This is a genomic window from Pseudomonas sp. 313 (assembly GCF_000316965.1).
Lineage (GTDB): Bacteria > Pseudomonadota > Gammaproteobacteria > Pseudomonadales > Pseudomonadaceae > Chryseomonas > Chryseomonas benzopyrenica.
Genome location: NZ_ANBZ01000079.1, coordinates 63,025 through 87,379 on the forward strand (window position 1 = coordinate 63,025; position 24,355 = coordinate 87,379).

Genomic DNA, 24,355 nt, shown 5'->3' on the forward strand with positions numbered 1-24,355 from the left:
CTGGCGCTGAAAGGCGCCGCAGAGGGCGCCAGGGTCGGTAGGATGAATCAGCCGGCGAAACGGTGGCAGGGCATGCCGGCTACCGGCGCGGTCGCCGTGAGCAGGGCGCCGTCGAGGGCGCCATCGGCGGCGGCGCTGGTAACGTAGAGGGTGCGCAGATCCGGTCCACCGAAGACGCAACTGGTGGGGCGCTGGACCGGCAGCTCGACGATCTCCAGCAACTCGCCCTCGGGCGAGAAACGCAGCAGGCAGTTGCCGTCCCAGCGCGCGTTCCACACACAGCCTTCGCTGTCGATGGCCGAGCCATCCGGCGAGCCGCGCTCGTGGGGACCGGCCCAAACGGTGGGTTCGCCCAGGTTGCCGCTGGCATCCAGTGGATAGCGATAGAGGGTGTCCTTCAGGGTATCGGCGCTGATGACGTGGTTGTCGGCTGCGCTCCACACCAGGGTGTTGGCGATGCCGAGATCGCTGGCGTGACGACTGACGCTGCCATCAGGGTCGATGCGGAACAGCCCGCCCGAATGGCGATCAATGGCCACATCGCCACCCTGGGCATCGAGATTGTTTTGCATGGTGCCGAGCCAGAGCCGGCCCTGGGCATCGCAGCGCGCTTCATTGCCGCGATTGCCTGGATCGGGATCGGCGACGCAGAACAGCTCCAGGGCGGGACGCTCTGGCGGGGAATCGAGATCCAGGCGGAAGACGCCATCCGGCAAGGTCACCAGGGCGTCGCCACGGATTGTAGGCACGAAGGCGGAGCAGGGCCTATCCAATTGCCATTCCTGGTAGTGCTCGCCGCGCAGGCGGCAGGCCTTGAAGCCGGCGATGTCCACCCAGTAGAGCGCCTGGGTCTCCTGGTCCCAGAAGGGGCCCTCGGCCAGTTTGAAGCGCTGGGGAAGCAGCGGCTGCCAATCCATCGTTCACCTCTCTTGTTGTGGCAGGACGGAAAATCCAAGCATAGGAACCTGGAGAGACGCCGAGGTTGCCGACCGGGACGTCAGTCGGTATAGCGGGCGAGGGTCACCGCTGCGCTGTCGATCAGCATCATGCAGGCCCAGACGGCACGCGCGGCATCGCGGGAGGCGATGCCATCGGCAAGGGTCTTGTGCAGGGGGAGGGTACGCCGCAATTCGTCGGGATCGGCCGACGACAGGGTGAAGGAGGCCGCCAGCAGCGCGCCCAGGGCGGGCACCATCTGCTCGATGAACTGATTGTGACTGGCCGCCAGGACGCATTCGTGGAAGCGCTGGTCGGCGGTGTTGTAGTCGCCGCCGTCGAGGGAAGCTTCCAGATGTTGGTAGGCGACCTGGATCGCCTGGACCTGCTCGGGGGTGGCTCTTTCGCAGGCCCAGCGCACTGCGGCCGGCTCGATGGCGTGGCGCAGGTCCAGCAGGTCCTTGACGAAATGCGCGGGCAGGCCGCCCGTGGCCAGCCAGCCCACCACCTGGGTGTCGAACAGGTTCCAGCGGCTGAGCGGCAGGACCCGGGTACCGACCTTGGGGCCGACTTCCAGCATGCCTTTGGCCGCCAGGGTCTTGATCGCCTCGCGCAGGATGGTACGGCTGACGCCGAGTTCCTGGCAGAGGTCCGCCTCTACCTTGAGCGAGCTACCGGGTGGGAATTGCCCGGCCGCCAGACGCTGGCCGAGCTGTTCGACGGTGGAAGCGTGGTAGCTGCTGGACATGAGGGCATACCGCGAGTGGGTTATTGCCCTTAATGATCATACGAAACTTCCTTGGCAGACAAGGGATCCGTCCGGAAGGTCTCGGTGACCAGGTCATCGACCCCGGCCAGCTGCGCGATGGCGGCATGGCGGGCGCAGATCGGATCGCGATGCTGAATGGCGGTCAGGATGGCCTTGTGTCGCGGTACCAGCAGACCGAGGCTTTCATCCTTGAACAGCGCCGCAGAGCGTTCCAGGTAATCCCGTACCGGGATCAGCATGATGCTGTAGAGGTGAATGAGCAACTCGTTGTGCGTGGCATTGGCGATGGACAGATGAAAGGCCATGTCCGGCTCGGCCATGGCGGTCAGATCCTCGGCCTGCTCCATGCGCTCATAGGCTTCTTCGATCGCCGTCAGGTCTTCGGGCTGGGCATTGGCCGCCGCCATGGCAGCGACCTCCGGCTCGATGATGTTACGCACCTTGACCAGGGTTTCAAAAAAGGAGTGCCGGGAATCACTCTGCAACAGCCAATGCAGGACGTCGGGGTCGAGCAGATGCCACTCGTTGCGTGGCTTCACAACGGTTCCGACCTTGGGCTTGGATCTGACCAAGCCCTTGGCGACCAGCACTCTGGTGGCTTCCCGCAGGACGGGCCGGCTCACCTCGTAGTCTTCGCACAGTTGCGACTCGGGAGGCAGGCGTTGTTCTGGCAAAAACTGGCCAGACACGATCTGAGTACCGAGTTCGTGGACGATGCGAGCGTGTCTGCTTTTGCGCGGCAGCGGTGTCTTGTAATTCATCGAAAGGCATCCGAAGTCGTCGTGCCATCACTATAACACCATCAGCGCGATAACCGATGTTATCGCGGGCCAAGCGGCTCTGTAACGGGGATCAGCGGAAATCAAGAGGTAAGATTTCCTACTTCGTAACAATATTTTAGTATTATCAAAATTACCTTAAGAGTCGATTAATGGCCTAAATTGGGTGTTTAACGATTCAATGATAGTACGTTAAAATTTTGAGCAATCTGCGCTTCAACCGCACAACAACAACAAGTCGGAGAACGCCATGCACCCCGAATCCGTCCTCATCCGCCGGATCACGCGTAAGCTGATCCCCTTTCTCGTATTGCTCTATCTGGTCGCCTACATCGACCGCTCTGCCGTGGGCTTCGCCAAGCTGCACATGGGCGCCGACGTCGGCATCGGCGATGCTGCCTATGGCCTCGGTGCCGGCCTGTTCTTCATCGGTTATTTCCTCTTCGAGGTGCCCAGCAACCTCCTGCTGGAACGCTTCGGTGCGCGTCGGTGGTTCGCCCGCATCCTGATCACCTGGGGTGCCATCACCATGGGCATGGCCTTCGTGCAGGGGCCCAACAGTTTCTATGTCATGCGCTTCTTGCTAGGGGTCGCCGAGGCCGGCTTCTTTCCCGGGGTGCTCTACTACCTCACCCAGTGGTTCCCGGTGCGCCACCGCGGCAAGATCATGGGGCTGTTCATCCTCTCCCAGCCCATCGCCATGCTGGTGACGGGACCGCTGTCGGGCATGCTGTTGCAGCTGGATGGCGCCCTTGGTCTGCACGGTTGGCAGTGGCTGTTCCTCTGCATCGGCGCCCCGGCGGTGCTGCTGGCCTGGCCGACCCTGACCCGGCTGCCGGACGGCCCGCAGCAGGTCACCTGGCTGGACGCCGAGGAAAAGCGTTGGCTGGCCACGGAGCTAGAAAAGGACCTGCACCTTTTCGACCAGACCCGCCATGGCAATCCCCTGCATGCGCTCAAGGATCGTCGGGTACTGCTGCTAGCGCTGTATTACCTGCCGGTGACCCTGAGCATCTACGGTCTCGGATTGTGGCTGCCGACGCTGATCCACCAGTTCGGTGGCAGCGATCTCACCACCGGCTTCATCTCCGCCATCCCCTATGCCTTCGGCATCCTCGGCCTGCTCATCGTGCCGCGCAGTTCCGATCGTCTGGGCGATCGCTATGGGCACCTGGCGGTGCTCTATGCCGTGGGCGCCCTGGCCATGGCCGGCAGTGCCTGGTTCGGTACCGCGGTGCTGCAGCTGGCGGCGCTGTCGGTGGTGGCCTTCTGTCTGTTTTCCCTCACCGCGCTGTTCTGGACCCTGCCGGGTCGCTTCTTCGCCGGGGCCAGCGCCGCCGCCGGTATCGCCCTGATCAATTCGGTGGGCAACCTCGGCGGCTATCTCGGCCCCTATGGCATCGGCGCGCTCAAGGCCGCGACCGGTACCCTGGCTTCGGGGCTCTATCTGCTGGCCGCGGTGCTGGTATTCGGCCTGCTGCTGACCGGCATCGTCTATACCCGCCTGGAGCGCAAGAACCGTCGGGAAGAGGGTTATGCCGCGGAGCGCTCCGCCGGCTGACGCCCCGGGCAGGTCTCGGCGGCGAACCAGGCGGCGCCGAGACAGACCAGATTGGCCAGCAGCAGATAGGCGGCCGGCGCCATGCGATCCCCCGTGGCGCCGATCAGCCAGGTCACCACGATCTGGGCCGTGCCGCCGAAGGCCGCCACGCCTACCGCGTACACCAGGGAGAAACCGGTGGCCCGCACCTGTTGGGGAAAGCTTTCCACGAGCAGCACGATCAGCGCCGCGCCGCTCATGCCGTGCAGGCCGGAGAGCACCGCCAGGGTCAACAGGAAGGTGCCGGAGCCAGGCGCCTGGGTGATGAGTTCCAGGGCCGGATAGAGCAGCACCAGCAGCAGTAATCGCGGCAGGATCAGCACGATGCGCCGGCCATAGCGATCACTGAGCACGCCGCCCAGGATCGAGCACACCGCCATGGCCGCGCCCATCACCAGGGTGGCGAGCATGGCGATCCCGGCCGGCAGCTTCAGTTCCACCAGGGCGAAGGTGGTCATGTAGTTGAGGAAGTACTGGGTGATGGTGCTGCCGGAGAGGATCAGCAGGCCCAGCAGCAGCGGTCGCCGCTGCGTGGCCAGTACCTCGCCGAGCACCGCCCCGGTACCTCGTGTTTCCCCTACATGGGTATCCACCAGGCCGCGCCGGATATAGAGACCGATGGGCAGGATCGCCAGGCCCAGCAGGAAGGGCAGGCGCCAGCCCCAGGCCAGCAGTTGCTCCGGCGTCAGCCAGAGCGTCAGGCCATAGCCGATCAGCCCGGCCGCCACCGCGGCCAGCCCCTGGGCCACTACCTGCCAGCAGGCGTAGGTGCCTCTCTTGTGCAGCGGCGCCGCTTCCAGGATGTAGGTGGTGGCCGGGCCGGCTTCGCCACCCCAGGCCAGGCCCTGCAACAGGCGCGTCAGCACCAGCAGGATGGGCGCGGCGATACCGATCTGCTCGTAGCCTGGCAGCACGGCGATGCCACCGGTGCCCAGGGCCATCAGCACCATGGTCAGCAGCATCGCCGGCTTGCGCCCGACGCGGTCGGCCCAGGCGCCGATGAGAATGGCGCCCAGCGGGCGGACGACGAAGCCTACGCCAAAGGTGATGACGCTGGCCATCAGGCTGGCGAAAGGATTGTCAGAAGGAAAGAACACCTGGCCGATCAGCACGGCGAAGGTGGCGTAGACGCCGAAGTCGAAGAACTCCACGGCGTTGCCGAGCACCACGGCAAAGACGCCCTTGCGGGAGTGGATAGGGCGGGAAGCGATCATGGGCGAGGTTTCAGCAGGAGCAGGGCGCGCCCGGGAGGGGGCGCGCGGGAGGCATCGACTCAGTGGGCGAGGTGCAGGCCGCACTCGCGGTTTTCGTCACCCTTGGTGGGGTCGAAGTAGTCGAATTCGTTGGGCAGGTCGTGGGCGGTGAGGTACTGGTAGAGGTCCTTGGAGGTCCAGTGCAGCAGCGGCGCGACCTTGATCAGGCCGTCCGGATTGACGCTGACCGGATCCATCTGGGCACGCACCGCGGTGTCGGTGGCGCGCAGGGCGGTGAACCAGACCTCGGGCGCCGTCTCGCGCAGGGCGCGGGCGAAGGGCTCCAGCTTGACCTCTTCGGTGAAGGCGGCATGGCGCGGATCGTCCAGCCCCGGCACCGGGCCGTCGATGGCCTCGCGGTGGGCGCGGGAGCGCTTGGGCAGGTAGGTCACCAGGTTGAGGTTCAGCTTGCGCACGATCTCGTCGGCGCAACGGTAGGTGGCGGGGGTGTTGTAGCCGCTGTCCATCCAGACCACCGGGATGTCCGGCTTGACCTGGCTGACCAGGTGCAGGATCACCGCCTCGAAGGGGCGGAAGTTGGTGGTGACGATGGCACTTTTACCCAGCCCCAGGGCCCAGGCGACGAGCTTTTCGGGATCGCGGCCAAGGTCGGCGTTGATGCGGGCGAGATCGAGAGACATGGCGGGCTCCAGCCGGCGAGAGGATGCCCCCATGGTAGCAAAGCCGGATCAGCTGTGGGCTTCCAGCGTCTCCAGCAGCACCCGCACCTTGGCCAGGGATTCGGCGTATTCGTCTTCCCAGTGGGAATCCATGACTATGCCGCCGCCGCCCCAGCAACTGAGTACCCCGTCTTCGGCCAGCAGGCTGCGGATCAGGATGGAGCTGTCGCTCTCGCCGCGTACGTCCAGATAGAGCAGCGAGCCGCAGTAGGGGCCACGGCGGGTCTCTTCCAGCTCGTCGATGATCTGCATGGCGCGGATCTTCGGTGCCCCGGTGATGGAGCCACCAGGGAAACTGCCGGCCAGCAGGTCCAGGGCGTCCAGCCCAGGGGCCAGTTCACCGGTGACGGCGCTGACCAGGTGGTGGACGTTGGGATAACTCTCCAGGGCGAACAGCTCGGGCACCCGTACCGAGCCGGTCCGACAGCTGCGGCCGAGGTCGTTGCGCAGCAGGTCGACGATCATCAGGTTCTCGGCGCGATCCTTGGGGCTGGCCAGCAGGGCGCGGGCTTCGGCGGCGTCAGCCTCAGCATCTGCCTGGCGCGGCCGGGTGCCCTTGATCGGGCGGGTTTCCACCTGGCCGCGGCTCACCCGCAGGAAACGCTCCGGCGAATGGCTGAGCAGGGCGCCGCGGTCCAGTGCCAGATAGCCGGAGAAGGGCGTCGGGCAAGCCGCGCGCAGGGCCTGGTAGGCGATCCAGGGCGAACCCTGGAAGGGCGCGCGAAAGCGCTGGGCGAAGTTGACCTGGTAGCAGTCGCCGGCGGCGATATAGGCCTGGATGGCCTCGATGCGCTGGCGATAGGTGGCGCGGTCGATGTCGGCGGCGAAGGGCGCGGTCAGGCGGAAGGCGTCGGCCTCGGGGCGTGCATCGGCAGCGAACAGCGCGATCAGGCGTTGCCTTTCCGTCTCGTCCAGCCTGGGATGGAAGACCAGTTGGCTGGTCCGCGCCTGATGATCGCTGATCAGCGCCCAGGCATAGAGGCCCAGGCGGGCATCGGGCAGCTGCAGGTCAGCGCGGGCGCCGTCCGGTAGGCGCTCCAGGCGGCGACCGAAGTCATAGCCGAGATAACCCAGCAGGCCACCGGCGAAGGGCAGGTCCACGCCCTCCGGCAGGTCCGCTTGGCCCAGGCTGGCCAGGGCGGTGCGTGTCCGGGCGAAAAAGGCTCGCCCCGACTCGCCGAAGTCGGGTTGCAGCACTTCGCGCGGCCAGGCCGCCATCAGGTCGTAGCGACCGCGCTCGGCTACCGGCCGCCCGGAGTCCAGCAGCACCGCGCCGGGCTCGCCCTGCAACAGGGCGAACCGCACCGTGGGATCGGCGTGGTAGGGCAGGGGATGCAACTGGCAGAGGGGCATGGCGAGGTCGGCTGGGGTGGGCGGCGCGCTAGTGTAGCGAACCGCCTGGGGCGAGAGCGAGATACAGGCTGTCACAGCTGGATTGTCGACAAAGATTGACGGGAAAGGCGTTCAGGCGTAGTTATCTGACCCATAAACACAAAAGGTGTCGACAATGATCGATAGCCCCTTCCAGGTCGAAGCGCCCGAGACCGACAGTGGGACCCTCTCCGAGCAGGTCTTCCGCCGGATCCGTGAGGCCATCGTCCGTGGCGACGTGGCGCCGGGCAGCAAGATTTCCGAGCCCGAGTTGGCGCGCACCTACGGCATCAGCCGCGGGCCGCTGCGCGAGGCCATCCACCGGCTGGAAGGCCAGCGCCTGGTGGTGCGGGTGCCCCATGCCGGCGCGCGGGTCGCCGCCCTGAGTCTGGCTGAGCTGGTCGAGCTCTACGAGATCCGCGAATCCCTCGAAGGCATGGCCTGCCGCCTGGCGGCCGAACGCCTCACGCCCCAGGGCATCGACGAACTGCGCCAGCTGCTGGATACCCACGAGCGCGATCCGGCGTTCCAGGCCGGCACCGGTTACTACCTGCAGGAAGGCGACCACGACTTCCACTACCGCATCATCCAGGCCAGCGGCAACGGCATGCTGGTGCGGCTGCTCTGCGGCGAGCTCTATCACCTGGTGCGCATGTACCGGCTCAAGGTCTCCGCCACCCCCAATCGGCCGCGCCAGGCCTTCGCCGAGCACCATCGCATCCTCGATGCCCTGGCCGAAGGCGATGGCGAACTGGCCGAACTGCTGATGCGCCGCCACATCGCCGCCTCCAAGCGCAACCTGCAGCACCATCCCCTAGTCACCGATCAGTCGAGGTAACGCCATGCCTGCCGTCAGTCCCGGCCAGAAATTCCGCGCCGCCGTCGCCGCCGAACGCCCGCTGCAGGTGGTCGGCACCCTCAACGCCAATCATGCGCTGCTGGCCAAGCGCGCCGGCTTCCAGGCCGTCTACCTCTCCGGCGGCGGGGTCGCGGCCGGCTCCCTGGGGTTGCCGGACCTGGGCATCAGCGGCCTGGAAGATGTGCTGATCGACGTGCGTCGCATCACCGATGTCTGCGACCTGCCGCTGCTGGTGGACGTCGATACCGGCTTTGGTGCCTCGGCCTTCAACGTCGCCCGCACCACCCGCGCCTTGATCAAGGCGGGCGCGGCGGCCATGCATATCGAGGATCAGGTGGGCGCCAAGCGCTGCGGTCATCGACCCGGCAAGGAAATCGTCAGCCAGCAGGAGATGGTCGATCGCATCAAGGCCGCGGTGGATGCCCGCACCGACCCGGACTTCGTCATCATGGCACGCACCGATGCCCTGGCCGTGGAAGGCCTGCAAGCGGCCATCGATCGCGCCTACGCCTGCGTCGAGGCCGGCGCCGACATGATCTTTCCCGAGGCCATCACCGAACTGCCCATGTACCGCCAGTTCGCCCAGGCGGTAGGGGTGCCGATCCTCGCCAACATCACCGAGTTCGGCGCCACGCCGCTGTTCACCACCGAGGAGCTGGCCAGCGCTGACGTCGGCCTGGTGCTCTATCCACTGTCGGCGTTCCGGGCCGCCAATCGCGCTGCCGAAAACGTCTACACCGCGATCCGCCGCGACGGCAGCCAGCAGGCGGTGGTCGACACCATGCAGACCCGCGCCGAACTCTACGACCGCATCGACTATCACCGATATGAGGACCAGTTGGATCGCCTGTTCCAGCAAGGCAAATCCTGACGCTCCACCCTGAACGCCCGCTTTTCGCACAACAACTCCAAGAGGAGCGAGACGATGGCAGACAGCAAAACCCTCGGCGGCGCCGGCCTGCGTGGCCAGGTCGCCGGCCGCACCGCGCTATGCACCGTCGGCAAGACCGGCGCCGGGCTCACCTACCGGGGCTACGACATCCGCGAACTGGCCGCCGGGGCCGACTTCGAGGAGGTGGCCCACCTGTTGCTCTATGGCGAGCTGCCCACCCAGGCGCAACTGGACGCCTATCGCCAGCGCCTGGCTGCTCTGCGCGACCTGCCGCAGCCACTCAAGGAAGGCTTGGAGCGCATTCCCGCCAGTGCCCACCCCATGGACGTGATGCGCACCGGCGCATCCTTGCTGGGCACCCTGGAGCCGGAGCACAGCTTCGCCGACCAGCAACAGGTCGCCGACCGCCTGCTCGGCGCCTTCCCGGCGATCCTGCTCTACTGGCATCACTTCAGCCAGAGCGGCACCCGTATCGACTGCAGCAGTGACGCCCCGGACATCGCCAGCCACTTCCTCACCCTGTTGCATGGCAAGGCACCCAGCGACCTGCATGCCCGGGTAATGAACGTCTCGTTGATTCTCTATGCCGAGCACGAATTCAACGCTTCCACCTTTACCGCCCGGGTCTGCGCCTCGACGCTGTCCGACCTCTATTCCTGCGTCACCGGCGCCATCGGCTCCCTGCGCGGGCCGCTGCACGGTGGGGCCAACGAGGCGGCCATGGCCCTGATCGAGCGCTTCGCCTCGCCCGAGGAGGCGGTCACCGGTCTCAAGCAGATGCTCGAACGCAAGGAAAAGGTGATGGGCTTCGGCCACGCCATCTACCGCGACAGCGATCCGCGCAACGAGGTGATCAAGGACTATGCCCGGCAGCTGGCGGCGGAGGTGGGCGACAGGGTGCTGTTCCCGGTCTCGGAAGCCATCGACCGCACCATGAAGGAAGAGAAGGGGTTGTTTCCCAACGCCGACTTCTATCACGCCTCGGCCTATCACTTCCTCGGCATCCCGACGCCGCTGTTCACCCCGATCTTCGTCTGCTCGCGCACGGCCGGCTGGTGTGCCCATGTCTTCGAGCAGCGGGCCGACAACCGCATCATCCGCCCCAGCGCGGACTACATCGGTGTCGAGCAGCGGGCCTTCACGCCCATCGCCAATCGCTGAACATCTCTGATCGCGGCCATGGGCCGCTCCTACGGGAGCGATCCATGACCAAACTTGTAGGAGCGGCCCAAGGCCGCGATAAGGAACCAAAACCCATGAGCGCCAACGTCGATCTCAACAACCGGCCCGACTACGACCAGGTCATCCAGGACCTGGCCGACTACGTGCTGAACTACCAGGTGGAATCCCGGGAAGCCCTGGACACCGCTCGCAACTGCCTGATGGACACCCTCGGCTGCGGCCTGCTGTCCCTGCGCTTCCCCGAGTGCACCAAGCTGCTCGGCCCCCAGGTGGAAGGCACCGTGGTACCCCAGGGCGCGCGGGTGCCCGGCACCAGCTATCGCCTGGATCCGGTCAAGGCGGCCTGGGACATCGGCTGCATCATTCGCTGGCTGGACTACAATGACACCTGGCTGGCGGCCGAATGGGGCCACCCTTCCGATAACCTCGGCGCCATCCTGGCGGTGGCCGACCACCTCTCCCAGCGCCGCGTGGCCCAGGGCGAAGCACCCCTGACCATGCGCCAGGTGCTGGAGGCCATGATCATGGCCCACGAGATCCAGGGGGTGTTCGCCCTGGAGAACTCTTTCAACCGCGTCGGCCTGGACCACGTCTTCCTGGTCAAGCTGGCGTCCACCGCGGTCAGCGCCAAGCTGATGGGCGCCAACCGCGAGCAACTGCTGTCAGCCCTGTCCCATGCCTTCGTCGATGGCCAGGCGCTGCGCACCTATCGCCATGCACCCAATGCCGGCAGCCGCAAGTCCTGGGCCGCCGGCGACGCCTCCAGCCGCGGCGTGCGCCTGGCCGACATCGCCCTGCGTGGCGAGATGGGCATCCCTGGCGTACTCAGCGCGCCCCAGTGGGGCTTCTACGACGTGCTGTTCAGCCACACCAACAAGGACTTGGCCACCAAGCCCGTCGACCAGCGCCAGTTCCGCTTCCCCCAGGGCTTCGGCAGCTACGTGATGGAGCACGTGCTGTTCAAGATCAGCTTCCCGGCGGAATTCCACGCCCAGACCGCCGCCGAGGCCGCGGTGATCCTGCATCCCCAGGTCTGCGACCGGGTGGACCAGATCGAGAAGATCGTGGTGACCACCCACGAATCGGCCATCCGCATCATCTCCAAGCAGGGCCCCATGGCCAACGCCGCCGACCGTGACCACTGCCTGCAGTACATGATCGCCGTGCCGCTGCTATTTGGCGATCTGGTCGCCGAACACTACGAGGATGCCTTCCACCAGGCCCATCCGCGCATCGACCAGTTGCGCGAGAAGATGGAGATCGTCGAGGACGAGCGCTACAGCCGCGAATACCTGGAAGCCGACAAGCGTTCCATCGCCAACGCCCTCCAGGTGTTCTTCACCGATGGCAGCAGTACCGAGAAGATCGCCATCGAGTACCCGGTAGGTCATCGCCGTCGCCGTGAAGAGGGCATTCCGCTGCTGGAGCGCAAGTTCCAGAACAACCTGGCGACGCGCTTCCCGGCCGGTCGCTGCGCCCAGATCTTCGAGCTGTGCAAGGATCAGGCGGGACTGGAAGCCACTCCGGTGCATCGCTTCGTGGATCTGTTCGTCCTGTAAGCAGAAGAGGCGACTCGCCCGAGCCTGCAAGGCCATGCAGGAGCGGACGAGTCGCCTCGGAGGTGGGGCAGGGCGCGGCGGGTGGTCAATCACCCGGCGCGCCCTTTTTCATGGCTAGCAGTAGCGATCCACATAGGCCGGCTGTTGCTGCCGACCGGCCAGGCGCCAGTGCTCCTGTAGGGCGGTGTGGACGCTTCTGATGAAGTTGTCGTCCGCCGCGGCCGACTTGCCGACGTAGCCGCTGCCCTTGTTATAGGTCTTGAAGCGGATGCGCAGGCTGGGATGGCGCTCCTCGAACTGCTCGGGCGTCTCGCCGCCGGGCAGGCGGTCGACGTGCACCGCGCCGCTCTCGCAGACCCAGAGGATATGGGTGTGGTTCTTGTCCTTGAGCCGGCCGAAGAGTTGCTTGAGGTCGTCCAGGCTGGGGTTGTCGTTCAGGTTCATGAGCGTGTCCTCCGCAGTGGCCGTGATCAATGGAACTGGTTCATGGTGTTGTCCTTGCCCGCCGCCTTGAGCGCGGCCTCGCCGGCAAAGTATTCCTTGTGGTCGTCGCCCATGTCCGAGCCGGCCATGTTCTGGTGCTTGACGCAGGCGATGCCCTGGCGGATCTCCTGGCGCTGCACGCCCTTGACGTAGGCCAGCATGCCTTCTTCGGCGAAGTAGCCCTTGGCCAGGTTGTCGGTGGACAGGGCCGCGGTGTGGTAGGTGGGCAGGGTGATCAGGTGGTGGAAGATGCCCGCTTCCCGCGCGGCGTCGCGCTGGAAGCTCTGGATGCGGGCATCGGCCAGGCGCCCCAGTTCGGTGTCGTCGTAGTCCACGCTCATCAGCTTGGCGCGGTCGTAGGCGGACACGTCCTTGCCCTCGGCCTGCAGGGCGTCGAACACCTGCTGGCGGAAGCTCAGCGTCCAGTTGAACGACGGGCTGTTGTTGTAGACCAGCTTGGCGTTGGGCACGACCTCGCGGATGCGGTCGACCATGGCCTTGATCTGGCCGACATGGGGCTTCTCGGTCTCGATCCACAGGAGGTCGGCGCCGTTCTGCAGCGAGGTGATGCAGTCCAGCACCACCCGGTCCACGCCGCTGCCGGCACGGAACTGGAACAGGCCGCTGGCCAGGCGCTTGGGCTTGAGCAGCTTGCCGTCGCGGCTGATGAGGACGTCGCCGTTGCCCAGTTGGCTGGCGTCCACCTCGTCGCAGTCGAGGAAGCTGTTGTACTGGTCGCCCAGGTCGCCCGGCTGCTTGCTCACGGCGATCTGCTTGGTCAGGCCGGCGCCCAGGGAGTCGGTGCGGGCGACGATGACGCCCTCGTCCACGCCTAGTTCGAGGAAGGCGTAGCGCACCGCGTTGATCTTGGCCAGGAAGTCCTCGTGGGGCACCGTGACCTTGCCGTCCTGGTGGCCGCACTGTTTCTCGTCGGAAACCTGGTTTTCCAGCTGGATGCAGCAGGCTCCGGCTTCGATCATCTTCTTGGCCAGCAGGTAGGTGGCCTCGGCATTGCCGAAACCGGCGTCGATGTCGGCGATGATCGGCACCACGTGGGTCTCGTAGTTGTCGATCTTGGCCTGGATGGCGGCGGCCTTGGCGTTCTCGTCGGCGGCGCGGGCGGCATCCAGCTCGCGGAACAGCATGGCCAGCTCGCGGGCGTCGGCCTGACGCAGGAAGGTGTAGAGCTCTTCGATCAGCGCCGGCACGCTGGTTTTCTCGTGCATGGACTGATCGGGCAACGGGCCGAATTCCGAGCGCAGCGCGGCGATCATCCAGCCGGAGAGGTAGAGGTAACGACCCTGGGTGCTGCCCAGGTGCTTCTTGATGGCGATCAGCTTCTGCTGCCCGATGAAGCCGTGCCAGCACCCCAGCGACTGGGTGTAGGCGCTGCTGTCGGCGTCGTAGGCGCCCATGTCCCGGCGCAGGATGGCCGCGCAGTGGCGGGCGATGTCGAGACCGGTCTTGAAGCGATTCTGCAGACGCATCCGCGCGGCGTATTCCGGGTTGATGGCGCTCCAGTGATTGCCGGCAGTGGTCTTGAGGGCGGCGATGGCCTGAACGTCGTTCTCGTAAGCGGACATGAGTCGATCCTTCTCGATGAGGTTGGCTTGGGTACCAGTCTTTTCCCAACGTCCGGCAGCGGGGTGGCGGTTGCCACCCCGGATGCCGGTCGCGAAGGCGAAAGGTCAGCCCAGCTGTCGAGTCATGTCGCCGTACGTACCTGCATGGATCCGGACGTCACCTCTGGCGACGCTGCCTCGAGCAGCGCGGCATTTCAGTCGTCTTCTCTTGTAGTGCCTCTTGAGCATCACTACGCAAGACGGCCCGAGGGTCACCCTGAGCCCAGGCGCGACCCGCATGGATAGGGGGTTCGCGTCCGGTGCAACTAGAGATTTGCAGGAGATGAGCACGTCGTCAACCGTGTTTTGTAGTGCTTTCGTATAAGCACTACAAAAGTCGTAGAGGCGGCCAGGAGCGGGTTTGGGGCGTCTATTGCTGACCCATTGGTCGCCGGATTGAGCAAAACAGGGCCGCAAGCCATGGCACTGGCCGTGACCTTGCGGTCACTCGGAAGGTGATCCGGGGGGTTCCGGTATCTGCCTCTGGCGAGAGCCAGAGGCAGGCAAAGGCGGCGGGACTCACCGGTCAGTACCGACGAACGGTAAGTCCCTTGGGCTCAAGGTGCCGTGGCGGCGGTGAGGCCGGTCAGGGTGTCGGCGATGTCCTTGGTGCGGTGGGAGGTCTGGGCGGTGAGCCGACCGGACTCGCGCAGGGCGGCGAGCAGCTCCTGCAGCGAGCCCACGTCCTTGGCCTGGCCGGCGATATGGGCGCCGACCTCGCTGATGGCGCGGGACAGCTGGTCGATGTCGGCCCCGATCTCGGCGGCGTTCTTGTGGGTGATGGCCGCGAGGTTGCGTACCTCGTCGGCCACCACCGCGAAGCCCCGACCGCTTTCGCCGGCGCGCGCCGCCTCGATGGCCGCGTTGAGCGCCAGCAGGTTGGTCTGGCCGGCGATCTGCTGGATCACCTGGACGATGGACTGGATGCGCAGGCTCGACTGGCTCAGCTCGTTGGCGCTGCGCACCACCTCCTCGGCCTGGTCGGTGAGGTTCTGCACGGTGCCGTCGGCCTGGCGGGTGACTTCACCCTGCTGCAGGATGTTGCCGGCCAGATCGTCCATGCTGCTGTGCAGTTCGCCGGAGTAGTGCCGCAGCTGCTCACCGATCTCCTGGCGACTCTGGTGGGCCTGGCGCAGGACCTGGCCCAGATCGGCAAGGCCGCCGAACACCGCCTGGATGGAGTCGTCGAGGCCCTGGGCATCCACGATGCCGGTGAAGTTCTGCCGCTTGAATTCGTCGATCTGGTTGACCACCACCTGGCTCAGGCCCGCCAGCTTCTTGATCTGTCGGCGCAGGAAGAAGGCCTTGAACTCGCCGTAGTGGGCGGCGAAGTTGTCGACATAGTCGTCGCGGAAGGGCGCGCCCTCCGGGGTACGGAAAAAGAACACCGCGGTGAGCGTCTGGTTGAGATTCAGGCCAAGGATCTCGCCAAAGGTGGAAAAGCCCACCACCGGCGTCTGGCCGAATACCTCGCCCATGCGCGGCAACTCGGCGCCGTTGTTGGCGCGGCGCAGGATGCAGTCGTTGAGCACGCCCACCAGCGGGGTGCCGCTCTTGCCCTGCAGGAAGCGGGCGAAGTCCTCGCGGGTGGCGTCCACCAGGGAGGTGCGCTTGACCATCACCAGCTCTTCACCGGGCGCCACGTCGCAGAACAGGTGGATGCGCTCGCGCTCGTAGTCGATGCGGGCGATGGAACGGACGAACAGCTCCTCGCCCACGCGGATGGCGAAGGAATAGTCCGCCAGGCGCTGCTCCAGCTGCTCGGCCCGGCAGCTCAGGGCCTCGCAGAGGGCCGCCACCATGCTCTTGATCTGGCCGCGGCTGTCGACCACCTGGCTGATGTAGCGCTCTTCCAGGGAGGCGGTGAGGACACTGAGGCTGAGCGGCGTGGCGCTGAAATTCTGGCTCTTGAACACCCCGAAGCGGGTGTTCCGGGCCATCTTCAGGAAGACCAGCTGGGCATGGTTTTCATAGGCCTTGCGGCCATCGTGCAGCAGCGTCTGGCGGAAGTCGCCCTTGCCGCCGGCGGAACCGCCGACGAACAGGCAGGGGAAGCGGCCGGACTCGTACAGCGCCTCCATGAAAAAGGATTCCGAGGCGGACAGGCCGTCGAACAGCACGAAGGCCAGGGTATCGCGGTGATCGATGGGCGTGCGCACCTGCAGGCGCTTGAGCGACTCGGTCAGGCGGGCGAGGCGCTCCTTCATGCTGCGCCGCGGTCCGCCACGGCGGATGTCCTCGCTGTCCAGCGGAACGTGCACCACCTCGGCCGAGGCGATGACCGAGGCGTCGAAGAATTGCAGCACCAGCCGGTCCCAGGCGCCGTCGGCGGCGCAATACAGGCGCTGCTCGGTGCCGCAGAGTTCGCCGGAGGTGGTGCACAGGCTGATGGATGCGCCGGGAAAGCGCCCCGCCAGCTGCCGGGCGATGGCGTCCAGGTCCAGGTGTGGCGAAACGAAGCCGGCGATATAGGTGGGCTTGAGGGCGACGCCGCCGAGGCGGTCGCCGAGTTCGCGAGCGGAGCAGGTCAGGCTGAACACGCCGCTACCGCCCTGGCGGGCACGCGCGCCGAAGCGTTGCAGAAACCCCATGATTGTTCCTCTTGTCTGGCAGGCTGGGAAGGGAGCTCACCCAGGCATCGGCACGTTTGCCGGCGGCTTGATAGGGTGTGCGCCCAGGCCGCAGGCGACCGGGCGCAACGGATCAGGGGGGCGGCAGAGGCCGGGGCTCTGGCATGAGCCTTGGCGTGATAACGAGCGTGCGCAGGACTCCGAGGTCGCCCGCAGCGAGGCGACCGGTGGTCATGGCTGGCGCCGGAAGGCGACTGCGGGCGACTAGTCCTGTTCGCCGTGCTCGGCGAAGGCCTCGGCGCCGGTCAGCTGGCGGGTCTGGTTGGCGAAGCAGTACCAGGCCGGCTTTTCCTCGATGAAGATCTCGCTGTCCAGCAACCAGTCGCTGCCTTCGAGCAGGCCCACCGGAATGGCGTAATGCGGCTCGGACTTGAGGCGGTAGAACAGGTGGGTGCCGCAGTGGCGACAGAAGCCGCGCTCGGCCCAGTCGGACGAGGCATGGACGGCCAGGGCATCGCCACCGCCGATCACCGGTGGCTGAGCACAGTCCACTGCCAGCAGCGGGCCACCGCTCCAGCGGCGACAGGTCCGGCAATGACAGGCCGAGACGGCAAGGCTGTCGAGGCGACAATCCAGCTGGACGGCGCCGCACAGGCACTGACCGTGACGTTCGAGGGGAAGGGACATGGCACTATCCTCGTGAGACAGGAGGTCTGCAGGATAGCCGGTTGGGCGCAGGGAAGGGAGGTGCCCCCGCTGCGAGCGGGAGCACTGGCGCGATCAATCTTCGCGGCTGGTGACTTCCACCAGGTGATAGCCGAACTGGGTCTTTACCGGACCCTGGACCTGATGCAGCGGCGCGCTGAACACCACGGTGTCGAATTCCTTGACCATCTGGCCCGGGCGGAAGGTGCCCAGGTCACCGCCCTGGCGGCTGGAGGGGCAGCTGGAGTTGTCCTTGGCCACCTGGGCGAAATCGGCGCCCCCTTCGATGGCGGCTTTGAGTTCGTTGCACTTGGCTTCGCTGGAAACCAGGATGTGGCGGGCAGAGGCTTTGGCCATGGGAGAGACTCCTGTTGAATGAGCCGGCGAGCCTACTCCAATCACCCTTGCAAGCAAACTGCCATCCGTTCCTCGGCTGGCCACCGGTCTGGCTTGCGCCCTGGATTCAGGCCGGGTACATAGCGCTTCCGTCTTTTCCGGATCCGCTCGCGCATGTCCCGTTTCCCCGCCTTGTCCCTGCTGCTGACCACGACCCTGCTGACCCAGGCTGCCCTCGCCGCGACGCCCGAGGAGGCGCGCCTGGTCAGTCTGATCAACGCCTATCGCGCCGCCCCCCAGGGGTGCCCGGGCACCCGCGCCGCGGCGCCGCTCGCCGCCGACAATCGCCTGGCGGCGGTGCGCCTGACCGGTCGCGATCGGCTGCAGGGCGATCTGCGCGCCGCGGGTTATCAGGCATCGGCCGTGCAGGTGATCATGCTGGCGGGCGCCCCCACCGCCCAGGCGGCCATGGCCGGACTGCGCCAGCAGTATTGCCGGCCGCTGGCCAGCAGCGACTATGCGCAGATCGGGGTGAGTCAGCAGGGTCCGCGCTGGCAGCTGGTGCTGGCGCGCCCGGTGGGGAGCGCCGGACTGGGCGACTGGCAGACGGCCGGCAAGGCCGTCCTGGCCGAGGTCAATCGCGCCCGGGCCCAGGCCCGCACCTGCGGTACCCGGCGCTTCGCCGCCACCGCGCCGCTGCGCTGGAATCCGGCCCTGGCCAATGCCGCCCTGGCCCACAGTCAGGACATGGCCGGCCGCGACTACTTCTCCCACACGGCGCCCGGCGGCGGCACCGTTGCCGAGCGGGTGGCCAAGCAGGGCTACGGCTGGACTCGGATCGGCGAGAACATCGCTGCCGGTGCCGGTTCGGTCGCTCAGGCCATGCAGGGCTGGTTGGCCAGCCCGGGGCATTGCGCCAACCTGATGAATCCGGAGTTCACCGAGATGGGGGCGGCCTACGCCTTGAATCCGCGCAGCACCCACAGTCTCTACTGGACCCAGGTGTTCGGCCGGCCGCGCTAGGTCGGGTACTCGGCGATCTCGATGAGGTTGAGATCGGGATCGCGGACATAGACCGAGCGGATCGGTCCGGTGGCGCCGGTGCGTGCCACTGGGCCTTCCAGGATCGGCCAGCCTTCACGTTGGAGATGGGCGATCACGGCGTCCAGCGACTGGTGGGCGATAAAGCAGAGGTCGAGGGCGCCCGGCACCGGCAGGTGCGCCTTGGGTTCGAATTCGTGCCCCCGCTCATGCAGATTGATCTTCTGGTTGCCATAGCGCAGCGCCTTGCGCCCCGCACCGAATACCTCCAGGCGCATGCCCAGCACCCGGGTGTAGAAATCCTCGCAGGCGGCGAGGTCCGTGGTGGTCAGGACCAGATGATCCAGATGATCGATCAGCATGGCGGTCTCCGCGACCGGACTGGTCTTTCACTGTGCCAGTCCCGGGCGCGGCGCACCATCACTTGGCGTGGGCCTTGATCCAGCGATTGAGCTGATCGATCTCCTTCTGCTGGGCCTGGATGATGTCCTCGGCCAGCGTGCGCATCTCCGGGTCCTTGCCGTGCTGGAGCTGGTAGCGGGCCATGTCGACGGCGCCCTCATGGTGGGCCAGCATGCCCTTGGCGAAGGCCAGATCCGGGTCCTTGGCCTTGAGGCCTTCTTCCATGCCCTGGTGCATGGCCTCCATGCTCTTCTGCATGTCCTGGTGGTTCTGGTGCTGGGTTTCGGCGGCCTGGGCGACGCCGCCTGCCAGCAGGGTGAGGGCGAGCAGGGTGGAGGAAAGGACGATACGCATGTTCGGACTCCTGACTGGGCTGATGACGCCGAGGCTAGAGCTTGCCCCTGGGGTAAGGTCAAATCATCCGGCGCGTTTCGCTGGGAGCCGGCGCCGGGTAAAAGGTTTCGCGATGTTTTGTCGCAGCGCCAGGCGGTCGGCGCGCTGAACCCTGGGCGAAAAAGCGACGCCGATCAGGCAGTTGGCCGCTTCGACCAGGCGATCGCCATCACTGGGCGCAACTGCGAGAGGTTGTGATGGTCCGACGCAGCAGCGTAGAATTTTTACTACATCCAATTCCAATCTCTACCTACAGCAGACTTCTCGCTCGCGACCCGGCGTCGCAGGCGGGCCAAGCCTTTGCTCGTGGGTTTTCGTCGTCGGCTTTCTGACCGGAAGTCGCTATCCACCCCTTCGCTCTGGAGTAGAAGACCCCCCATGGATGCTACCGCCGAAGCCCGGAAGCCCAGCTGGTCCGGTGTCATCGCCCTGGCCCTGGCCGCCTTCATCTTCAACACCACGGAATTTGTCCCGGTGGCGCTGCTCAGCGACATCGGTCGCAGCTTCGACATGCGTCCCTCGCAGGTCGGGCTGATGCTGACCATCTATGCCTGGGTGGTCGCCCTGATGTCGCTGCCGATGATGCTCGCCACGCGCTCCATCGAGCGACGGCGGCTACTGATGTTCGTCTTCGCGGTGTTCGTCGCCTGCCACGGCCTGTCCGGGGTGGCCTGGAGCTTCGAGGTGCTGGTGGCCAGTCGCATCGGCATAGCCTTCTCCCATGCGGTGTTCTGGTCGATCACCGCCTCGCTGGCGGTGCGCATCGCCCCGGTCGGCAAGCAGACCCAGGCGCTCGGCCTGCTGGCTACCGGTACCTGCCTGGCCATGGTGCTGGGCATCCCGTTGGGCCGGGTGCTGGGCGAATTGTTGGGCTGGCGCTACACCTTCGTCGCCATCGCGGCGCTGGCGGTGGGCACGGTGCTCTGGCTGGCGCGCAACCTGCCGCTGCTGCCCAGCGAGAATTCCGGTTCCCTGGCCAGCCTGCCGGTATTGTTCAAGCGCCCCGCGCTGCTGTGCATCTACCTGCTCACCACCCTGGTGGTGACCGCCCATTTCACCGGCTACAGCTATATCGAGCCCTTCGCCGTGGAAGTGGCGGACATGGGCGGCATGCAGATCACCGCCTTGCTGCTGCTGTTCGGCGGTTCCGGGGTCATAGGTTCGCTGCTGTTCAGCCGCTACAGTCTGAGATTCCCCAATGGCTTTCTGGTCGCGGCCATCGCCGGCATCGCCCTGTCGCTGCTGTTGCTGCTGCCCTTCGCCTGGAAGAGCTTCATGCTGGAGGGCCTGAGCGTGGTCTGGGGCATCGCCATCATGAGTTTCGGCCTGGCGCTGCAAGCCAAGGTGCTGGCCCTGGCCAAGGACGCCACGGACGTCGCCATGGCGCTGTTCTCCGGCATCTACAACGTCGGCATCGGCGGCGGCGCCCTGCTGGGCAGCGTGGTGGGGACCCATGTCGGCATGCCCTACGTCGGCCTGGTCGGCGGCAGCCTGGCGGTGGCCGGCCTGCTGTTCGCGGTCTTCATGACCCGCCGCTACGCCGAGCAACTCAACGCCAATCCGCTGTAAGGCTTGCGGGCGCCTCCTCGACGAGGCGCCCCGGGTACGCGACCCAGGGGTCGCGAACTGTCTACCGGGCCGCGCCCGTCAGTCGTGGAGCGGCCCGAGACGAAGCGCTAAGCTGCGGGCTCCTGGCGCCTTGGCCAGGCTGCCGGATGCGCTCGCCATGAATCGACTGCTGTTCAATCTCTTCGTCTGGACCAAGGTGCCCATCGCCAAGATCGCCGGCCTGCGCCTGCGCCAGCTGGACGATGCCGGCTGCCAGATTCAGGTCACCCATGGCTGGCTGAACCAGAATCCCTTCAAGAGCATGTTCTGGGCGGTGGAGGGCATGGCGGCGGAATTTTCCACCGGCATCCTCGCCGACCGGCACATCCGCCGTTCCGGTAGTCGCTACGCCATGCTGGTGGTGGCCATGAGCGCCCGCTTCACCAAGAAGGCCGTGGGCACCCTCGTCTTTCGCTGCGACCAGGGCGAGGCCATCGCTGCGGCGCTGCGGCTGGCCCGGGAGACGGGCGAGCCCCAGGTGCTGCAACTGCGCAGCGTCGGCACCGACGAGAGTGGCGAGCAGGTGGCGGAATTCTTCTTCACCTGGAGCTTCAAGGCGCGGCTGCCGGTGGCGACGTCTCGGTAAGAGCGGCCGGCCGGTAGCGTGAAAAATCGCGTAGCGTTTTCCACGGGCAAGCCCAACGCAAGACGGTGGAAGGCCGCGCCGTTATCCACCCTCCGCGGCCAACCGCCCCCTCTCCCGGCGGGAAAGGGGGAGAGGCGATCGCGGGTAGGGGTGTCCACGTTGTTGGGCTTCGCTGCGCTCAGCGCCAACCTACGAAACTAACGCCCGAAGCGCCCACCCCGGCGCTCCCCACGCCCCTGGCGCCGGCCGCCCTTGCCCTGACCCTTCTCCTGGCCCCGCGGCCGGCGGCGGCGCGACAGCTCGCGGGTGATGGCGTCGTTGAGCAGGTCGCGATGATCCTGGCCGCGTTCCAGCGCGGGAAACAGCTCGGGCAGACTGCGCGCCAGGTGCAGATAGGTCTCCACCACGTGCAGGGCGCTTTCCAGTCCGGCGAGATCGGTACCCATGGGAATGCGCGGCAAATCCACCGGCTCGCCGCGGGCGACCATCCGCAGCCAGCGCTGGGCCTGGCCACTGGCCGGGCCCTCCAGGCCGCCGCGGATCGGCGTGCAGGCGAAGATCCAGCGCAGCTGGAAATCGATGCCGGGCAGGTCGATCAGCTTGATCCACTCGGCCAGTTCATCGGGGAGCACCGAGACGAAGGCATCGCCGTAGTTGATGTTGCGGTTGAAGGTCAGCCAGGTGCGCAGCAGGCTGGGCTCCTCCATGAAGTCGGACAGGGCGCGCAGGTGCTCCAGGCTCGGTCGCACCTGGAACTGGTGCAGGTCCACCGGATCGTCCGGGCTGTGGAACAGCCGCTTGATGTTGCGCAGCACATGGGGTTCCAGCGCGGTGATCTCGCCCTCGGCATGATGGCCGAAACGCCCGGCGCGACCGCCGATCTGCTTGACCTCCTGCACCCGCAGCGGGCGATTCTGCACCCCGTCGAATTTCTCGTCGGTATAGAAGCACAGCGTGTGGGCGGGCAGGTTGAGGCCCATGCCCACCGCATCGGTGGCCACCATGATCTCGGTCTCGCCTTCGCGGAATCGCCGCGCCTGTTCACGACGCACCTCCGGGGAGAGGGCGCCATAGACCACCGAGACCCGACGACCGGCCATCTCCAGCAGGCCCTTGAGCTCCAGCACCACCCGCCGGCTGAAGGCCACCAGCAGCGACCCGGGCTCCAGGCGCTCCAGGGCGGTGGCATGGCGCGCCACCGTAACCGGCGACAGGCGCTTGGTGGGCTTGATCTCCAGGCGGTCCTCGCACAGCTCGCAGAGGGTGCGCAGCGAAGGTTCGATCAGCGCCGGACCGGTCATCAGCAGGCGCTTGGTATGGGCACTGACCAGGGCATCGACCCAGGCCCAGCCGCGTTGCGGATCGGCCAGCATCTGCACCTCGTCGACCACCACCACCTCCCATTGCTGGCGCCGGAAGCGGGCGAATTCCTCGACGGTGCAGCAGAAGTGGGTGGCGCCCGGACGAATGATCTCTTCCTCACCAGTTACCAGGGAGCAGGGCACACCGAGGGATTCCAGGCGCTCCTGGTTCTCCAGCGCCATCAGCCGCAACGGTGACAGGTAGATGGCGTGGGTCACCGCCGCCATGGCTTCGATGGACCTGTGGGTCTTGCCGCTGTTGGTGGGGCCGAGCAGCGCGGTCCAGGTGCGGGTCAGGCGCCGGGCCGGATAGTTCTGGTGGTACTGGCCGAAGCGCGGATTGTTTTCCAGCAGCACGGCGAAGGCCATCTTCTCGCGCTGCTGGCCCACGGCGTGGCGCAGGGCGCGACGCAGCTTGTCGCTCTCCAGGCGCATCAGCTCCTGCAGGCGCGGGGTGCCGAGCTGGTGCAGGTCGAAGTCCAGGGCATCGGCTTCGCCCACCATCACGGCGAAGCGCTCGCGCAATTCCCGCTCGGCCTCCGCCTTGAGCACGGCCACATCGGCGTCGCCAAGCAGACGCCCCTGATTGGCCGCCAGCCGTCGGGGGATCTCCAGGCGGATGTCCTCGTGGGTCAGCACCACATTGAATCTCAACTCGTGGCGCGTCTCGTTGAGCACCTCCACCGCGCGCGGCAGGAAGTCGTCCAGGCGGATCAGCGCCTGGGGTACCCGCTCCAGCACGCGCTGACGATCTTCCTCGGCCATCTCGGCGAAGGGTGCCGCCAGGATGCTCAGCCGCTCGCGCACGGCATCGCCCAGGCGCTGGCCGACCGCCGCGGCAAAGGTCTCGGCGGAGTCACTGTCGGCCAGGTTCAGTGCCCAGTGCGGTTCGAGCAGCTCGCTCGCCGCGCCGCCGGTGAAGAGCTTTTCGCTGCCGAAGACGTCCACCGGATAGCCGAAGGTCTTGCTGGCACTGAGCAGTGCCTGGCCCAGCAGACGGTCGGGATCGGGTGCACTGCCGGCGCCCACCGCCGCGGCCTCGTCGAGACCCAGCCAGAAGGCCTTGGCGATACGGCCCAGGTGCGGCAGGGGATAACCCGAGTAGGGTTTGAACCAGAGTTCCTGATGCTGTTGCCTGGCGACGAAGTCGGGATGGGTGCGGCCGGCCCAGTCGAGGAAGCGTTGCAGGCGTTCGAGGCGGCGTTGCTTGCGGAGGCGGTGATCGCTCATGCGAGAAGAGGCTTTCCAGGGGGACTATTAGGACATGGGACCCTGGCCGGAGCCACGGGGTCACCGCGTGGTGCGCCATTCGGCAGATAGGGGGCACCGCCAAGGCCTTGGCGCAGTCTCCATCAAGAGGGTGGCGTC

At 66.5% G+C, this 24,355-nt stretch carries 22 protein-coding genes and 1 pseudogene; 8 read left to right on the forward strand and 15 right to left on the reverse strand.

Annotated elements, in window-relative coordinates; all coding sequences use genetic code 11:
- Window positions 1-47: 47 nt before the first annotated feature.
- The 3 genes from C722_RS0118435 to C722_RS0118445 all read right to left on the reverse strand — a co-directional run bounded on the left by C722_RS0118435 (window position 48) and on the right by C722_RS0118445 (window position 2,466).
- Window positions 48-917, reverse strand: a complete 870-nt coding sequence (locus C722_RS0118435; RefSeq protein WP_017641928.1) for an SMP-30/gluconolactonase/LRE family protein — start codon at window positions 915-917, stop codon at window positions 48-50.
- An 80-nt stretch (window positions 918-997) separates the two neighbouring features.
- Window positions 998-1,684, reverse strand: a complete 687-nt coding sequence (locus C722_RS0118440) for a FadR/GntR family transcriptional regulator (protein ID WP_017641929.1) — start codon at window positions 1,682-1,684, stop codon at window positions 998-1,000.
- A gap of 29 nt (window positions 1,685-1,713) precedes the next feature.
- Window positions 1,714-2,466 carry a FadR/GntR family transcriptional regulator gene (locus C722_RS0118445; RefSeq protein ID WP_017641930.1) on the reverse strand — a complete coding sequence of 251 codons (753 nt, stop codon included), beginning with the start codon at window positions 2,464-2,466 and terminating at the stop codon, window positions 1,714-1,716.
- Window positions 2,467-2,734: 268 nt separating this feature from the next.
- On the opposite strand from C722_RS0118445, the gene C722_RS0118450 reads away from it, so the two are divergent.
- Window positions 2,735-4,045: an MFS transporter gene (locus C722_RS0118450; protein WP_017641931.1), complete on the forward strand. Its 1,311-nt coding sequence runs from the start codon at window positions 2,735-2,737 to the stop codon at window positions 4,043-4,045.
- Here C722_RS0118450 and C722_RS0118455 read toward each other — a convergent pair.
- Genes C722_RS0118455 through pabB form a run of 3 tightly spaced genes read right to left on the reverse strand, consistent with a single transcriptional unit; the run spans window position 4,018 to window position 7,370 of the window.
- Entirely contained in the window at window positions 4,018-5,298 is a 1,281-nt protein-coding gene (locus C722_RS0118455) for an MFS transporter (protein ID WP_017641932.1), read from the reverse strand. The genes C722_RS0118450 and C722_RS0118455 overlap by 28 nt on opposite strands.
- 59 nt (window positions 5,299-5,357) lie before the next feature.
- A complete protein-coding gene (locus C722_RS0118460; protein WP_017641933.1) occupies window positions 5,358-5,978 on the reverse strand; it encodes a phosphoadenosine phosphosulfate reductase family protein in 621 nt (206 codons plus the stop codon).
- Window positions 5,979-6,026: 48 nt separating this feature from the next.
- The gene (gene pabB, locus C722_RS0118465; protein ID WP_017641934.1) at window positions 6,027-7,370 is read right to left on the reverse strand and encodes an aminodeoxychorismate synthase component I; all 1,344 of its coding nucleotides are present in this window, start codon (window positions 7,368-7,370) and stop codon (window positions 6,027-6,029) included.
- 154 nt (window positions 7,371-7,524) lie between these two features.
- On the opposite strand from pabB, the gene C722_RS0118470 reads away from it, so the two are divergent.
- The 4 genes from C722_RS0118470 to prpD all read left to right on the forward strand — a co-directional run bounded on the left by C722_RS0118470 (window position 7,525) and on the right by prpD (window position 11,880).
- On the forward strand, window positions 7,525-8,226 hold the full coding sequence (locus C722_RS0118470) for a GntR family transcriptional regulator (protein WP_017641935.1): 702 nt from the start codon (window positions 7,525-7,527) through the stop codon (window positions 8,224-8,226).
- Window positions 8,227-8,230: 4 nt separating this feature from the next.
- Window positions 8,231-9,118: a methylisocitrate lyase gene (gene prpB, locus C722_RS0118475; RefSeq protein ID WP_017641936.1), complete on the forward strand. Its 888-nt coding sequence runs from the start codon at window positions 8,231-8,233 to the stop codon at window positions 9,116-9,118.
- A gap of 54 nt (window positions 9,119-9,172) precedes the next feature.
- Window positions 9,173-10,300: a 2-methylcitrate synthase gene (gene prpC / locus C722_RS0118480; protein ID WP_017641937.1), complete on the forward strand. Its 1,128-nt coding sequence runs from the start codon at window positions 9,173-9,175 to the stop codon at window positions 10,298-10,300.
- 95 nt (window positions 10,301-10,395) lie between these two features.
- On the forward strand, window positions 10,396-11,880 hold the full coding sequence (gene prpD / locus C722_RS0118485) for a 2-methylcitrate dehydratase (protein WP_017641938.1): 1,485 nt from the start codon (window positions 10,396-10,398) through the stop codon (window positions 11,878-11,880).
- Window positions 11,881-11,994: 114 nt separating this feature from the next.
- On the opposite strand, the gene C722_RS0118490 is transcribed toward prpD, so the two are convergent.
- The 6 genes and pseudogenes from C722_RS0118490 to C722_RS0118510 form a co-directional block, all read right to left on the reverse strand.
- Entirely contained in the window at window positions 11,995-12,324 is a 330-nt protein-coding gene (locus C722_RS0118490; protein WP_017641939.1) for a hypothetical protein, read from the reverse strand.
- A gap of 26 nt (window positions 12,325-12,350) precedes the next feature.
- Window positions 12,351-13,946: an isocitrate lyase gene (locus tag C722_RS0118495; protein ID WP_017641940.1), complete on the reverse strand. Its 1,596-nt coding sequence runs from the start codon at window positions 13,944-13,946 to the stop codon at window positions 12,351-12,353.
- Between the two features lie 596 nt (window positions 13,947-14,542).
- The gene (locus tag C722_RS27155; RefSeq protein ID WP_371099825.1) at window positions 14,543-15,463 is read right to left on the reverse strand and encodes a methyl-accepting chemotaxis protein; all 921 of its coding nucleotides are present in this window, start codon (window positions 15,461-15,463) and stop codon (window positions 14,543-14,545) included.
- Window positions 15,464-15,466: 3 nt separating this feature from the next.
- Window positions 15,467-16,576: pseudogene (locus C722_RS27160) on the reverse strand (FIST signal transduction protein); the annotation flags it as partial.
- Window positions 16,577-16,819: 243 nt separating this feature from the next.
- Window positions 16,820-17,242 carry a GFA family protein gene (locus tag C722_RS0118505; RefSeq protein WP_017641942.1) on the reverse strand — a complete coding sequence of 141 codons (423 nt, stop codon included), beginning with the start codon at window positions 17,240-17,242 and terminating at the stop codon, window positions 16,820-16,822.
- A gap of 93 nt (window positions 17,243-17,335) precedes the next feature.
- Entirely contained in the window at window positions 17,336-17,617 is a 282-nt protein-coding gene (locus C722_RS0118510) for a peptidylprolyl isomerase (protein ID WP_007160531.1), read from the reverse strand.
- 153 nt (window positions 17,618-17,770) lie between these two features.
- Here C722_RS0118510 and C722_RS0118515 point away from each other — a divergent pair, with 153 nt between their 5' ends.
- Window positions 17,771-18,619 carry a CAP domain-containing protein gene (locus tag C722_RS0118515; RefSeq protein WP_017641943.1) on the forward strand — a complete coding sequence of 283 codons (849 nt, stop codon included), beginning with the start codon at window positions 17,771-17,773 and terminating at the stop codon, window positions 18,617-18,619.
- On the opposite strand, the gene C722_RS0118520 is transcribed toward C722_RS0118515, so the two are convergent.
- Both C722_RS0118520 and C722_RS0118525 read right to left on the reverse strand, forming a co-directional pair.
- A complete protein-coding gene (locus tag C722_RS0118520) occupies window positions 18,616-18,996 on the reverse strand; it encodes a VOC family protein (RefSeq protein WP_026083944.1) in 381 nt (126 codons plus the stop codon). The genes C722_RS0118515 and C722_RS0118520 overlap by 4 nt on opposite strands.
- 61 nt (window positions 18,997-19,057) lie before the next feature.
- Complete coding sequence (locus tag C722_RS0118525; protein WP_017641945.1) at window positions 19,058-19,393, reverse strand: DUF305 domain-containing protein; 336 nt, start codon at window positions 19,391-19,393, stop codon at window positions 19,058-19,060.
- Window positions 19,394-19,810: 417 nt separating this feature from the next.
- On the opposite strand from C722_RS0118525, the gene C722_RS0118530 reads away from it, so the two are divergent.
- On the forward strand, window positions 19,811-21,001 hold the full coding sequence (locus C722_RS0118530; protein WP_017641946.1) for a sugar transporter: 1,191 nt from the start codon (window positions 19,811-19,813) through the stop codon (window positions 20,999-21,001).
- A gap of 157 nt (window positions 21,002-21,158) precedes the next feature.
- Window positions 21,159-21,626 carry a DUF4442 domain-containing protein gene (locus C722_RS0118535; protein WP_017641947.1) on the forward strand — a complete coding sequence of 156 codons (468 nt, stop codon included), beginning with the start codon at window positions 21,159-21,161 and terminating at the stop codon, window positions 21,624-21,626.
- Window positions 21,627-21,823: 197 nt separating this feature from the next.
- Here C722_RS0118535 and C722_RS0118540 read toward each other — a convergent pair whose 3' ends face one another.
- Window positions 21,824-24,217, reverse strand: coding sequence for a DEAD/DEAH box helicase (locus tag C722_RS0118540; protein ID WP_017641948.1), 2,394 nt, complete (start codon window positions 24,215-24,217; stop codon window positions 21,824-21,826).
- Between the last annotated feature and the right edge of the window lie 138 nt (window positions 24,218-24,355).

Bases quoted from the DNA above. Each gene is read 5' to 3' on its own strand.
- prpB (WP_017641936.1), top strand. From the start codon at position 8,231: ATGCCTGCCGTCAGTCCCGGCCAGAAATTCCGCGCCGCCGTCGCCGCC.
- C722_RS0118440 (WP_017641929.1), bottom strand. From the start codon at position 1,684: ATGTCCAGCAGCTACCACGCTTCCACCGTCGAACAGCTCGGCCAGCGT.
- C722_RS0118450 (WP_017641931.1), top strand. From the start codon at position 2,735: ATGCACCCCGAATCCGTCCTCATCCGCCGGATCACGCGTAAGCTGATC.
- C722_RS0118470 (WP_017641935.1), top strand. From the start codon at position 7,525: ATGATCGATAGCCCCTTCCAGGTCGAAGCGCCCGAGACCGACAGTGGG.
- C722_RS27155 (WP_371099825.1), bottom strand. From the start codon at position 15,463: ATGGGCGAGGTATTCGGCCAGACGCCGGTGGTGGGCTTTTCCACCTTT.
- C722_RS0118495 (WP_017641940.1), bottom strand. From the start codon at position 13,946: ATGTCCGCTTACGAGAACGACGTTCAGGCCATCGCCGCCCTCAAGACC.
- prpC (WP_017641937.1), top strand. From the start codon at position 9,173: ATGGCAGACAGCAAAACCCTCGGCGGCGCCGGCCTGCGTGGCCAGGTC.
- C722_RS0118515 (WP_017641943.1), top strand. From the start codon at position 17,771: ATGTCCCGTTTCCCCGCCTTGTCCCTGCTGCTGACCACGACCCTGCTG.
- C722_RS0118505 (WP_017641942.1), bottom strand. From the start codon at position 17,242: ATGTCCCTTCCCCTCGAACGTCACGGTCAGTGCCTGTGCGGCGCCGTC.
- C722_RS0118535 (WP_017641947.1), top strand. From the start codon at position 21,159: ATGAATCGACTGCTGTTCAATCTCTTCGTCTGGACCAAGGTGCCCATC.
- C722_RS0118525 (WP_017641945.1), bottom strand. From the start codon at position 19,393: ATGCGTATCGTCCTTTCCTCCACCCTGCTCGCCCTCACCCTGCTGGCA.
- C722_RS0118445 (WP_017641930.1), bottom strand. From the start codon at position 2,466: ATGAATTACAAGACACCGCTGCCGCGCAAAAGCAGACACGCTCGCATC.
- C722_RS0118490 (WP_017641939.1), bottom strand. From the start codon at position 12,324: ATGAACCTGAACGACAACCCCAGCCTGGACGACCTCAAGCAACTCTTC.
- C722_RS0118530 (WP_017641946.1), top strand. From the start codon at position 19,811: ATGGATGCTACCGCCGAAGCCCGGAAGCCCAGCTGGTCCGGTGTCATC.
- prpD (WP_017641938.1), top strand. From the start codon at position 10,396: ATGAGCGCCAACGTCGATCTCAACAACCGGCCCGACTACGACCAGGTC.
- C722_RS0118510 (WP_007160531.1), bottom strand. From the start codon at position 17,617: ATGGCCAAAGCCTCTGCCCGCCACATCCTGGTTTCCAGCGAAGCCAAG.
- C722_RS0118455 (WP_017641932.1), bottom strand. From the start codon at position 5,298: ATGATCGCTTCCCGCCCTATCCACTCCCGCAAGGGCGTCTTTGCCGTG.
- C722_RS0118460 (WP_017641933.1), bottom strand. From the start codon at position 5,978: ATGTCTCTCGATCTCGCCCGCATCAACGCCGACCTTGGCCGCGATCCC.
- pabB (WP_017641934.1), bottom strand. From the start codon at position 7,370: ATGCCCCTCTGCCAGTTGCATCCCCTGCCCTACCACGCCGATCCCACG.
- C722_RS0118540 (WP_017641948.1), bottom strand. From the start codon at position 24,217: ATGAGCGATCACCGCCTCCGCAAGCAACGCCGCCTCGAACGCCTGCAA.
- C722_RS0118435 (WP_017641928.1), bottom strand. From the start codon at position 917: ATGGATTGGCAGCCGCTGCTTCCCCAGCGCTTCAAACTGGCCGAGGGC.